Annotated in this window: 9 protein-coding genes; 2 read left to right on the forward strand and 7 right to left on the reverse strand. The window is 74.0% G+C overall.

Annotated elements, in window-relative coordinates:
• Nucleotides 1–67: 67 nt before the first annotated feature.
• Nucleotides 68–910, forward strand: a complete 843-nt coding sequence (locus tag AB0D08_RS13705) for a hypothetical protein (protein WP_033824611.1) — start codon at nucleotides 68–70, stop codon at nucleotides 908–910.
• A gap of 145 nt (nucleotides 911–1,055) precedes the next feature.
• Here AB0D08_RS13705 and AB0D08_RS13710 read toward each other — a convergent pair whose 3' ends face one another.
• From AB0D08_RS13710 to AB0D08_RS13735, 6 genes are all read right to left on the reverse strand, one after another.
• Nucleotides 1,056–1,589, reverse strand: coding sequence for a GNAT family protein (locus AB0D08_RS13710; protein WP_199520497.1), 534 nt, complete (start codon nucleotides 1,587–1,589; stop codon nucleotides 1,056–1,058).
• Nucleotides 1,590–1,734: 145 nt separating this feature from the next.
• Complete coding sequence (gene ffh, locus AB0D08_RS13715) at nucleotides 1,735–3,303, reverse strand: signal recognition particle protein (RefSeq protein WP_359888533.1); 1,569 nt, start codon at nucleotides 3,301–3,303, stop codon at nucleotides 1,735–1,737.
• Between the two features lie 203 nt (nucleotides 3,304–3,506).
• A complete protein-coding gene (locus AB0D08_RS13720; RefSeq protein WP_359888536.1) occupies nucleotides 3,507–5,951 on the reverse strand; it encodes a [protein-PII] uridylyltransferase in 2,445 nt (814 codons plus the stop codon).
• Between the two features lie 233 nt (nucleotides 5,952–6,184).
• A complete protein-coding gene (locus tag AB0D08_RS13725) occupies nucleotides 6,185–6,523 on the reverse strand; it encodes a P-II family nitrogen regulator (protein WP_033824608.1) in 339 nt (112 codons plus the stop codon).
• Nucleotides 6,523–7,854: an ammonium transporter gene (locus AB0D08_RS13730; protein WP_033824607.1), complete on the reverse strand. Its 1,332-nt coding sequence runs from the start codon at nucleotides 7,852–7,854 to the stop codon at nucleotides 6,523–6,525. The genes AB0D08_RS13725 and AB0D08_RS13730 overlap by 1 nt, the downstream gene beginning before the upstream one ends.
• A 440-nt stretch (nucleotides 7,855–8,294) precedes the next feature.
• Nucleotides 8,295–9,752, reverse strand: coding sequence for a hypothetical protein (locus tag AB0D08_RS13735; protein ID WP_199520496.1), 1,458 nt, complete (start codon nucleotides 9,750–9,752; stop codon nucleotides 8,295–8,297).
• A 580-nt stretch (nucleotides 9,753–10,332) separates the two neighbouring features.
• Between AB0D08_RS13735 and AB0D08_RS13740 the strand changes: the two genes are divergently transcribed.
• Nucleotides 10,333–11,034 carry a bifunctional DNA primase/polymerase gene (locus AB0D08_RS13740; protein WP_359888540.1) on the forward strand — a complete coding sequence of 234 codons (702 nt, stop codon included), beginning with the start codon at nucleotides 10,333–10,335 and terminating at the stop codon, nucleotides 11,032–11,034.
• Nucleotides 11,035–11,191: 157 nt separating this feature from the next.
• On the opposite strand, the gene ftsY is transcribed toward AB0D08_RS13740, so the two are convergent.
• Entirely contained in the window at nucleotides 11,192–12,457 is a 1,266-nt protein-coding gene (gene ftsY / locus AB0D08_RS13745; protein ID WP_359888543.1) for a signal recognition particle-docking protein FtsY, read from the reverse strand.
• Nucleotides 12,458–12,465 lie beyond the last annotated feature (8 nt).

Consider the following 12,465-nt stretch of genomic DNA (forward strand, 5'->3'; position numbering starts at 1 on the left):
GGAGCTGTAGACACCGAAACAGACGCCGATGCAGACATCGGAATCCAGAACCGGATGGGAGTCCGCGATGGCTTCAGCGCACGTGGCCGGCACGACCGCACAGCGCCCCGACACCGACGGCACGGCGGGGTCGCACGGCCGGGCGCGGGACTGGGCGGAGATCCAGGAGCGCATGCTGGTACCGCTCTACCAGGCGGTCTACGAGCGGCTGGAGGTCGGTCCGGCCACCAGCGTGCTCAGTCTCGGGTGCCGGTCGGGCCTGGCCCTGCTGCTCGCCGAGGAGCGCGGGGCGCAGGTGTCGGGGCAGGAACCGGAGGCCGAGCTGAGGGAGCTCGCGGAGGGCCGCGGACTGCGGGTGCTGTCCGAGTCGGCGGGGGGTGGACGCGGTACCGGGCGTCTCACCCGGTCGGCGTACGGCATCCCCCGGGCGGCCCATTCGCTGGTCACCGTTTTCGAGCAGCTCCCCTACGTCCGTGACCCGGCCGCGCTGGTCGCCGAGGCGGCCGGCCTGACCCTCCAGGGCGGGCACCTGGTGCTCGCCTCGTGGGGCCCGGCCGAGCGCTGCGAGAGCGCGGGCGCGCTGGACGTCGCGCGCCGGCTGTCGGTGCGCAGTCGGGCCTACGCGCCGTTCGCGCTCGGCGGCCCTGGCGGGCTGGAGCAGCTGCTGAGCGGCGCCGGTCTACGGCCGGCCGGCAGCGGGCGGGTGAACTGCCCGTTCGCGTACCCCGATCCGGAGAGCGCGGTGCGCGGCATGCTGTCGACCGGCCTGTTCGACAGCGCGGTCGAGGACTCGGGGCCGACCCTGGTCCGCAAGGAGCTGGAGGAGGCGCTGCACCCGTACGTGCGGCCGGACGGCTCGGTGCGGATGGTCAACCTGTTCCGCTACGTGGTGGCCGAACAGCCGCACTGACAGCCCGACCGGCCCACCTGGCGCCCCGGACCCAGGCCCCGGCCGACGACCCCCGACCCCGGCCCAGGCCGACGGCGGCCGAGCGCGGGTCCGGGCGGCGGCCGGGCGGCGGCCGGGCGGGCGTCCGCGTGGGATCCGGGCCGGGTCAGCGGCCGTCCGGCCCGGCCGGGGGCCACTCCTCCGCCGTGAGGGCGAAGCGCTCGTGGTCCCGCCAGGCGCCGGCCAGGTAGAGCATCCGCGGGGTGAAGCCCTCGTGCCGGAACCCGAGCCTGCGGGCCAGGGCGATCGAGCGTTCGTTGTCGGGCTGGACGTTGATCTCCAGGCGGTGCAGGCCGAGGCCGCCCCGCTCGGGCGGGGTGAAGCAGCGCTCGACCACCAGCCGCATGCCCTCGGTCATCAGCCCGGTGCCGGCGAACGGCAGGTAGGAGTCGTAGCCGAGGGCGGCGTTGCAGAACCGGCCGAGCACGATGTTGGCGACGTTGCACTTGCCGACCAGGCCGCCGGTGGCGATGTCCTCGATCAGGTACGTCCGCAGCCCCGGTCCCTGACGCTCCAGCAGCTCCGGCAGCCCGTCCGGCTCGACCGGGTTCCAGCGGCCGATGTGGTCGGCGGACCGGCGCACCGCCTCGGCGTACGGTTCAGCGTCTGCGGGCCTCGGCGCCCGGATCCTCACTCGCATCGGACCATCATCGGCCATTCCCCGCGCCGCCGGGCGGGCGAGTTCCTAGCACGGCCCCACCAGGGCCCGCGACCCGCCGCCCGGGACGGCGACGGCCCGCCACCCCGGAGGGCGGCGGGCCGTAGGCGTCGCGGGAGGCGGACCGTCAGATCAGGTCCCGGAACTCCTTGGGCAGTTCGAAGTCGGCCGGGCCCTTGCCCGCGCCGAGGCCGAACGCCCCGCCGGGGGCCGGGGCCTGCTGGGCGCCGCCGGGGCCGAGCGCGCGGCGCTCGGCGGCCGCGGCCTCCTCCTGGGCCCGCTTCAGCGGGTTGCCGGACTTCTTGCGGCCCTTGGCGGGCTGGGCCTTCTTGGCGGACTTCTTGCCGCCGCCGCCCATCCCGGGGATGCCCGGCATGCCGGGGATGCCCTTCCCGGAGGCCATCGCGGACATCATCTTGCGGGCGTCGAAGAAGCGCTCGACCAGGTTGTTGACCTCGCCGACGCCCGAGCCCGAACCCTTGGCGATGCGGGCCCGGCGCGAGCCGTTGATGATCTTCGGGTCGGCCCGCTCGGCCGGGGTCATCGACTTGATGATGGCGCCGACGCGGTCGACGTCCTTGTCGTCGATGTTGTTGATCTGCTCCCGGATCTGGCCCATGCCGGGCAGCATGCCGAGCAGCTTGGAGATCGAGCCCATCTTCCGGACCTGCTCCAGCTGGCCCAGGAAGTCGTCGAGGGTGAAGTCCTTGCCGCCGCCCTGCAGCTTGGCGGCCATCTTCTCGGCCTCGGCCTGGGAGAAGGTCTGCTCGGCCTTCTCGATCAGGCTGAGCATGTCGCCCATGCCGAGGATGCGCGAGGCCATCCGGTCCGGGTGGAAGGCGTCGAAGTCGTCGACCTTCTCGCCGTTGGAGGCGAACATGATCTGGCGGCCGGTGACGTGGGCCACCGAGAGCGCGGCGCCACCGCGGGCGTCGCCGTCCAGCTTGGAGAGCACCACGCCGGTGAAGTCGACGCCCTCGAGGAAGGCCTGCGCGGTGGTGACCGCGTCCTGGCCGACCATGGCGTCGACGACGAACAGGACCTCGTCCGGGTCGACGGCGGCGCGGATGTCCGCGGCCTGCTGCATCAGCTCGGCGTCGATGCCCAGGCGGCCGGCGGTGTCGACGATGACCACGTCGAACTGCTTCTGCTTCGCGTACTCGATCGAGTCGCGGGCCACCTGCACCGGGTCGCCGACGCCGTTGCCCGGCTGCGGGCCGTAGAAGGCCACCCCGGCGCGCTCGGCGACCACGCCGAGCTGGGTGACGGCGTTGGGGCGCTGGAGGTCGCAGGCGACCAGCAGCGGGGTGTGCTTCTGGCTCTTCAGCCAGTGGCCGAGCTTGCCCGCCAGGGTGGTCTTACCGGCACCCTGGAGACCGGCCAGCATGATCACGGTCGGGCCGGTCTTGGCGTACCGCAGGCGGCGGGTCTCGCCACCGAGGATGCTGATGAGCTCCTCGTTGACGATCTTGATGATCTGCTGGGCCGGGTTCAGCGCGCCGGAGACCTCGGAGCCGAGGGCGCGGTCCTTGACCTGCTTGATGAAGGCCCGCACGACGGGGAGCGCGACGTCCGCCTCGAGCAGGGCGATCCGGATCTCGCGCGCGGTGGCGTCGATGTCCGCCTCGCTGAGGCGGCCCTTGCCCCGGAGGTTCTTGAACGTCGCTGCGAGGCGGTCGGAAAGAGTGTCGAACACGTCGGTCGCGGGTCCCTTGCGGCATCGGTTACGGGTACTGTCGTCGCCCCCAGGGTATCCGCCCACCCGCCGAACGGTCTCCACCCCGTCCCAGCGCGCGGTCCCCCGACCGGCGGGCACCGCACTGACCAGCACCTCCGTCAGCAGCGGCAGGTCCGTCCCCGGGCCCGCCCGCCCACGGGCACCGCCCCAGGTGTCCCCGCTCAGGCCAGTGCCTGCTGCACCTCCCGGGCCACCTCGCGGGCCCGCTCGGTGCTCAGCGCCCGGCCGGCCGGGTCGGTGACGTAGAAGGCGTCGACGGCGTCCGCGCCCAGGGTGGACACGTGCGCGGTCCGCACCCGCACGCCCGCCGCGTCCAGCGCCCGGCCGATCCGGTGCAGCAGCCCGGGGGCGTCGTGCGCGCGGACCTCCAGGATGGTGGCGCTGCGCGAGGCGCCCGGGGCGACGGCGACCACCGGTGGCGGGGTGGTGATGCCCCGGCGGCGCGGCGCGGCGGCGTCCCGCTCGGCCAGCTTGCGGGACACGTCCAGCGAGCCCTCCAGCGCGCGCCGCAGGTCGGCCCGCAGCCGGGCGGTCTCGGGCAGCTCGCCGTACTCGGCGGCGACCGTCCAGGAGATCACCAGCACCGGCCCGGCGCCGACCGGGTCGAGCTCGCGCAGGCTCGCGGCGCGTACCCGCAGCCGGTGCAGGGCGAGCACCCCGGCGACGGTACCCAGCAGGCCGGGGCGGTCCGGGATGGCGAGGGTCAGCTCGACTCCCATCGGTTCGGTGGCCGGCGCCTCGTGGTCGGTCTCGGCGTGCAGGGCCAGCGCCGGGCCGCCGGTGCGGGCGGCCTCGACGGCGAGGCGCTCCTCGTCGGCGGTCGGCTCGGCGTCGGCCGGGAAGCCGGCGTCGCCTGCCAGCTGGGCGGCCGCGCGGGCCACCAGGCCGGACACCAGGGAGGCCCGCCAGCTGCTCCAGGCCGCCGGACCGGTCGCGGTGGCGTCCGCCTCGGTGAGCGCGTGCAGCAGTTCCAGCTGCGGCAGGCCGCCCACCACCTTGGTGATCAGGTCGACGGTGGCGGGGTCGTCCGGGTCCCGCCGGGTCGCCGTGTCGATCAGGGTCAGGTGGTGCCTGACCAGCAGGGCCAGCGTCTCGGTGTCCGCCCGGTCGAAGCCCATCCGGGCCGCCACGTCGCGCACGATCACCTCGCCGGCCTCCGAGTGGTCGCCCGGCCAGCCCTTGCCGATGTCGTGCAGCAGCGCGGCGACCAGCAGCAGGTCGGGCCGGGCCACCCGGCGGGTCATCGCGGCGGCCCTGACCGCCGTCTCGATCAGGTGCCGGTCGACCGTCCAGCGGTGGACCGCGTTGCGCTGCGGGCGGCAGCGGACCCGCTCCCAGTCCGGCAGCATCCGGCTGACCAGGCCCTCCGCCTCCAGCGCCTCCCAGACCGGCAGACAGGCCTCCCCGGCGCCGAGCAGGGTCACCAGCTGCTCGCGGGCCTCGTCCGGCCACGGCACCGGCAGCGGCCTGGTCTCGGCGGCCAGCCGCCGCACGGTGGCGTACGAGATGGTGAGCCCGGCCTGGGCGGCGGCGGCCGCCGCGCGCAGCGGCAGCACCGGGTCCTGGGCCGGACGGGCCGCCTGGGCGAGCACCGCCTCGCCGTCCTGCTCCACCACGCCCTCGGCGAGCGGCCGGCGTTCGACCGCGCCCCTGGCGGGCTGGCCGCCGGTCCGGCCAGCGCCGGCGAACGGGAAGGCGAAGCGGGCGATCCGGCGGCCCCGGCCGCTGCGGGCGGCCAGTATCCGGTCGACCGAGCGCCAGGTGACGTCGCCCGCGTAGGTGATCGTGCGGGCGGCCTCGTACACCTGCCGGAGCAGGGTGTCCGCGTCGAGTACGCCGAGCCGGGCGGCGACCTGGTCCTGGTCCTGGAGGCTGAGCCGCTCGGTGGCCCGGCCGGTGACCAGGTGCAGGGCGTCGCGGACGTCGGCCAGCCGGGCGGCGGCGGCCTCCAGGCCGTCGCGCGGGGCGTCCGCCAGCCAGGTGGCGGCGATGGCGCGCAGCGCCACCACGTCGCGCAGGCCGCCGCGGGCCTCCTTGAGGTCGGGTTCGAGGAGGAAGGAGAGCTCGCCGTGCCGCTCGGCCCGGGCGCGGCCGAGTTCGTGCAGTTCCGGCAGGCGGGTGGGCGCGGCCGCCCGCCAGTCGGCGAGGACGGCCGACCGCAGGGCCGCGGTCAGCTCCGGGTCGCCCGCGACGTGCCGGGCGTCGAGCAGGCCCAGCTGTGCCTTCAGGTCCTCGGCGGCGACCGCGCGGGCCTCGGCGAGGGTGCGGACCGAGTGGTCGAGGGCGGCGCCGGAGTCCCAGACCGGGTACCAGAGGCGTTCGGGCAGTTCGGGGTCGAGGGCGCCGTCGTGCAGCAGCAGGACGTCCAGGTCGCTGCGCGGGGAGAGTTCGCCGCGGCCGTAGCCGCCGACCGCGACCAGCGCGGTGCCGGGCGGGGCGCCGGCCTTGCGGTGCAGGCCGGTCAGCCAGCGGTCGGTCAGCCCGGCCAGCGCGGTGCGGCGTTCGGCGCCGGACAGCGCCGGGTCGGCGAGCAGCCGGGCGCGGTCCGCGCCGTGGTCGTCGCCCGGGCGGGCCGGGCCGGAGGGGTGGGTGTCGGTCGTGGTCACGTCGTGGTCCCCATCCGTGTGGCAAGCGGGTGCCTGGTACGCCTGCGGCGGCAGTGCCTCACGCGCCTCGGCGACGGTGCCCCGCGTACGCGTCGGCGACGCTGCCGGATACGCCTGCGGCGGACCTGCTGTGGGCAGGTCCGCCTGGGGCCGATTGTGCTGAATGGTAGGGCCTGGCCGGCAGATCACGTCGGACCAGCGCGGGCCGGTCCGGCGGGAGCCGCCGGGCTCCGCTAGAGCGCGTCGGGCCCGCGCTCGCCGGTCCGGACCCGGACCGCCGTCTCGACCGGGACGGACCAGACCTTGCCGTCGCCGATCTTGCCGGTGCGGGCCGCCTTGACCACGACGTCGATCAGCTGCTCGGCGTCGTCGTCCTCGACCAGGATCTCGATGCGGACCTTGGGCACCAGGTCCACCGTGTACTCGGCGCCCCGGTAGACCTCGGTGTGGCCGCGCTGCCGGCCGTAGCCGCTGGCCTCGGTGACGGTCAGGCCGTGCACCCCGAACGCCTGCAGGGCGTCCTTCACCTCGTCGAGGCGGTGCGGCTTGATGACTGCGGTGATGAGCTTCATCAGGCGTCGACCTCGGTCTTCTTGGCGGCGGCGGTGGTGTGGGCGGCGGTGGCGGCGGAGACGGCCCGGCCGAGGCTGGCGCCGACGGCGGAGAAGTCGTAGGCGGACTCGGCGTGCTCGGCCTGGTCGATGCCGGCCACCTCGACGTCCTCGGAGACCCGCAGGCCGATGGTCTTGTGGATGGCCTGGCCGAGCAGCCAGGACAGGACGAAGGAGTAGACCGCGACCACGGCGACACCCATCGCCTGCTTGCCGAGCTGGCCGAGGCCGCCGCCGTAGAACAGGCCCTGGGCGCTCTGGCCGACGTGGCCGGTGGCGAAGAGGCCGATCGCCAGCGAGCCGATGATGCCGCCGACCGCGTGGACGCCGACCACGTCGAGCGAGTCGTCGAAGTTGAAGCGGTACTTGAGGCTGATCGCGGCGGCGCAGGCGGCGCCGGCGACGATGCCGATGGCGATCGCGCCGAGCAGCGAGACCGAGCCGCAGGCGGGGGTGATGGCGACCAGGCCGGCCACCGCGCCGGAGGCGGCGCCCAGCGTGGTGAACGCGCCGTGCTTGATCTTCTCGTAGGCGAGCCAGCCGAGCACGGCGGCGGCGGTGGCGACCTGGGTGTTCAGGAAGGCCATGCCGGCCACGCCGTTGGCGGCCAGCGCCGAGCCGGCGTTGAAGCCGAACCAGCCGAACCAGAGCAGGCCGGAGCCGAGCATCACCAGCGGCAGGCTGTGCGGCCGCATCGGGTCCTTCTTGAAGCCGACCCGCTTTCCGAGCACCAGGCACAGGGCGAGGCCCGCGACACCGGCGTTGATGTGCACCGCGGTACCGCCGGCGAAGTCGATCACGCCGTTGCGGTCGCCGAGCCAGCCGCCGTTGCCGCCGTCGAAGAAGAACACCCAGTGCGCGACCGGGAAGTAGACGACGGTCACCCACAGGGCCACGAACAGGGCCCAGCCGGTGAACTTGGTCCGGTCCGCGACGGCGCCGCTGATCAGCGCCGGGGTGATGATCGCGAACATCAGCTGGAAGGCCGAGAACGCCGTGACCGGGATGGTCCCGGTGATGTCGTTCAGGCCGATCCCGCGCATTCCCAGGAAGTCCAGGTTGCCGATCAGGCCGGCCCCGGCGTCCGGGCCGAAGGCCAGCGTGTAGCCGTACAGGACCCAGAGCACGCTGACGATCGCGAGCGAGATGAAGCTCATGACCAGCATGTTGAGTGTGCTCTTGACCCTGACCATGCCTCCGTAGAAGAAGGCCAGACCCGGGGTCATCAACATGACCAGGGCCGCACAGATGAACACAAAGGCGGTATCGCCCGCGCTGAAGCCGTCCGGCATCGGCGTCTCCTCTGGGATGAAAGCCGCTCCACACCCGGGATCCCTGTCCCGTGCCCACCCGGGGTGTCGGCGATGAAGAGGAGAGTGCCGAAGGCGGGTTTCGGCCGATGCGGCTCGGTGTTTCACCGCAGTGACGTGGTTGACGCGCGCGTTACGAGGACGTGAACTACGGCCGTGCCATGACAGATCTTGCGATACCGTGCGGCCGCGCGGCACCGGACGTGCCGGGAACGTCACCGACCGTGGAGGCCGTCTCGCTGCGGGGGCGGGGGAGCCCGTTCGGATGCGAGTTTCGGCGGCCTCCACGGTCGGAGCCTCGGTGGACCATGGCCGGATCGCGCGCGGGGACGGCCGGCGCGGCGGCACTGCGGTCGGATCCGGCGGGCGGGCGGTCAGGTCGCGGGCCGGCCGGATCGTGGGTCGGTCAGAGTGTGGGCCGGTCAGATCGCGGTCGCGGCGAACTCCGGGATGTCCTGGACCACCCGCTCGGCCAGCCGGGAGACCTCAGGGACGCCCTTGTACTGCCGGGTGGCCGCCTCCGAGGTCTTGCGCACCCGGGTGTTGAGCCGCTCCGAGCGCACCTTCTTGGCGATGTCCACGGCCTGCCCGCACATCACGGCGGCCTGCTCGGGCTCGTTCTGCAGCAGGTGGACGCTGGCCATGCCGACCAGGTTGAAGGCGTACGAGCGGACGTGCTCGCCGTCCTGCCGGAACAGGTCGACCGCGCGCTCCATCACCGGGGAGGCCATCGAGGCGTACAGCGGGCTGCGGGAGGAGTGGTAGGCCAGGTCCCGGAAAGAGTGCGCGTTCTCCGCGTTGAGCTCGGCCTCGGAGAAGAACTTCAGCCAGTCCGGGGTGTCGTCGCCGGGCCGGCAGTCGCTGAAGGTGTCCTCGGCCAGCCGGGCGGCCCGGGCGCAGCGGTTGACCTCGCCGATGGTCGCGTAGGCGCGGGCCTCCATCGCGTACAGCAGGGCCTGCTGGCGCGGGCCGGCAGTGTCGCGGCTGCCGTACTGGGCGAGGTGGATCAGCTCCAGGGCGTCCTCGCCCCGGTTGAGGTGGATCATCTGGCGGCTCATGTCGGTGAGGATCAGGGCGCCGAACGGCCGGTCCCCCGCCTCCTTGGCGGCGTGCAGCGCGAGCACGTAGTACTTCTGCGCGCTCGGGTGCATGCCGACGTCGTACGACATCCAGCCGGCCAGGTGCGCGAGCTCGGCGGTGAGCCGGAACAGCCGCCGGGTGGTCTGCTCAGGGTAGGTCTCCTGGAGCAGGTCGGTGACCTCGTGGAGCTGGCCGACCACGGCCTTGCGGCGCAGGCCGCCGCCGTTCTGGGCGTCCCACTGGCGGAACATCTCGGTGGTCTGCTCGAGCAGTTGCAGCTCGGGCTCGGAGAGCCGGCCGGTGTGCGGCTCGCCGCCGTTGGCCGCGGTGAGGATGGGCATCGGTGCTCCGCCGGGACCGGGGGTGAGCCAGCGCTGCATCGGTTCGATCAGCGCGGCGCCGGCCGTCAGGGCCAGCGAGGTGCCGAGGAAGCCCCGGCGGTTGAGCATCAGGTCGCTGCGCGAGTACTCGCTGATCAGCTGGACGGTCTGCTCGCCGCTCCACGGCAGGTCGACCCCGCCGCCGACGGTGGAGACCGGGACGGCGGCGCGCAGCCCGAGGTCCTCGACCGAGACCACCGAGCCGAACCGCTCGGAGAACAGCTCGGACATGATCTTGGGGATCGGCTCGCGCGGCTGCTCGCCGTCCAGCCAGCGGCGCACCCGGGAGGTGTCGGTGCTGACGTGGTGCGCACCGATCTGCCGCGCCTTGCGGTTCACCTGGCGGGCCAGCTCGCCCTTGGACCACCCGCTGCGGGTGAACCACGAGGTGAGCTTCTCGTTCGGTTGCTTGTCTCCCATGCGAACGCCCATCCCGCCCGGCCCCGGCCGGGGCCCCGATCGTGTGCCCGACGGTTGCGGGCTCTTGTGCTCGACGTGCCGTGCTTGCGGTGCCTCGTGCCGTGCCTCGGTGCGCTGTGCCATGCCTCGATACCGGCCACCGAAGTGACCGGTTCATTGCTTTCCGTATGCCGAACGTAACGCTCCATCGGCCATCCGGGGGAGCATGGCTCGGAAAACGCCACCTTTCGCCACCCCCACGGGTGAACTACGCGCGCACCGTGAGCGGTTCACTGGTAGTCAGCCCGGCGTGACTCCGGCACATGCCGGGTCGGCCGAGGAGGCTCCACGCGCCGCCGAATGCGGCCAACTTCCGTAAGGAAAAGGCGGGTTGCCGCCCTCGGGACGACGGAGGCACCTCGTGCAGCAACGACGATCCGGCATCCGGCGGGCCAGTGCAAGGCGACTCCTGGCGCGCGCCACCCGAATTGGCGCACGGCGCCCACTGCGCGCCGCCAACGCACCACGTGCACCACACCGGACAATTGACCCGATGTCACGGTCCCGTAACCACCGGCAACCCGAACCTGTTGGGGGAGGCATGGACAACCTGTTCGGCGATCTCCGGCTGGGCACCCTGTGGCCGGCGCCGCGCGGTACCCGCCGCACCCGCGCCACCTCGCTGCAGGCGGCCACCGAGTACACCGGCCGGCTGGGCTGGTCGGTGGCCGTGGGCACCACCGGGCCGGGCCGCCCCCGGGCCGCGACGGGCTGCGCCTGCGCCGCCCCGTACTGCGCCGCCCCCGGCCTGCACGACACGGTCGGACCGGAGCTGCCGGCCGGGACGGCCGTCCCGGAGCTGGCCGCCCGGTGCACCGCCGGGGCGCCGCTGCTGCTCCCGGCCGGGCGGACCTTCGACGTCCTGGACGTCCCGGCCCAGCCCGGCCTGCAGGCGCTGGTCCGGCTGGAGCGGATGGGCACCCAGGTCGGCCCGGTGCTGGCCGCCCCGACCGGCCGGATGCTGTTCTTCGTCGCCCCCGGCACCGCCGGTCAGCTGCCCGAGCTGCTGTACCGGATGGGCTGGGACGACGCCGCCCTCGACCTGGTCTGCCACGGCGCCGGCAGCTACGTCGCCGCGCCGCCGACCGTGCTGGCCGGGCTCGGACCGATGCGCTGGCTGCGCCGCCCCTGCCGGGAGAGCGCGGCCCGTCCGCCCGAGGCCCGGCTGCTGCTGGGCACCCTGGCGTACGCCTGCCACCGCAGCCGGGCCCGCACGGCCGAGCCGGCCTGGCTGGCCTCCTGACCCACCGCGTGCACCGCGTGCGGGCCGCGCAGTAACGTTCCGCGCCGCACGGACGACGGGACGACCGGACGACCGGACGACGAAGGGCCGCCTCCCCCGCACCGGGGAAGACGGCCCTTCGGCCTGCGGCCGGGCCTGCGGCCGCCGCCGGACCGGGTCAGTCGCCGATCAGCGCGTCCACGAACGCGGCCGGCTCGAACGGCGCCAGGTCGTCCGCGCCCTCGCCGAGCCCGATCAGCTTGACCGGCACGCCCAGCTCGCGCTGGACCGAGATCACGATGCCGCCCTTGGCGGTGCCGTCCAGCTTGGTCAGCACGATGCCGGTGATGTCGACGACCTCGGCGAAGACCCGGGCCTGCACCAGCCCGTTCTGGCCGGTGGTGGCGTCCAGGACCAGCAGCACCTCGTCGACCGGGCCGTGCTTCTCGACCACCCGCTTGACCTTGCCGAGCTCGTCCATCAGGCCGGTCTTGGTGTGCAGCCGGCCCGCCGTGTCGATCAGCACGGTGTCCGCGCCCTCGGCGATGCCCTCCTTGACCGCGTCGAAGGCGACCGAGGCCGGGTCGCCGCCCTCCGGGCCGCGCACGGTCTGCGCGCCGACCCGCTCGCCCCAGGTCTGCAGCTGGTCGGCGGCGGCGGCACGGAAGGTGTCGGCGGCGCCGAGCACCACCTTGCGGCCGTCGGCCACCAGCACCCGGCCGAGCTTGCCGGAGGTGGTGGTCTTGCCCACGCCGTTGACGCCGACCACCAGCACGACGGCCGGACGCCCGTCCTCGTGCTTGGCGGTGCTCAGCGAACGGTCGGCGTCGGCGCCGATCAGCCCGGTCAGCTCCTCGGCGAGCAGCTTGCGCAGCTCGGTGGGGGTACGGGTGCCGAGCACCTTGACCCGGGTGCGCAGGCTGTCCACCAGCTCCTGAGTGGCGGCCACACCGACGTCGGCGGTGATCAGGGTCTCCTCGATCTCCTCCCAGGTGTCCTCGTCCAGGCGGTCCCGGGAGAGCAGCGTCAGCAGGCCCTTGCCCAGCGTGTTCTGCGAGCGCGAGAGCCGCGAGCGCAGCCGGACCAGCCGGCCGGCCGTCGGCTCGGGGACCTCGATGGCGGGCGGCGCGACGGCCTCCTCGACCGTGGCCTCCTCCACCGCGGTGCCCTCGACCGCGGTGTCCTCCGCGGTGGCAGCGTCGGCGGTGGCAGCGTCGGCGGTGACCGCCTCGTCCGGTGCCTCGGTGACCGGCGCCGTGTCCGCGGACGCCTCGGTGGGCGCCTCACCGGCCTCGGGCGCGCGGGGCGTGGGCGGCGCGACGACCGGGGTCTGCGCCTTGGGCGGCAGCTCCTTGCGCCGTCGGCCCGACACCACCAGGCCCGCGACCGCACCGACGGCAAGCACCGCGATGACGACCGCGAGGATCACATACTCCACATCCATCTCCTTCG

The organism is Kitasatospora sp. NPDC048540 (genome assembly GCF_040651175.1).
GTDB lineage: Bacteria > Actinomycetota > Actinomycetes > Streptomycetales > Streptomycetaceae > Kitasatospora.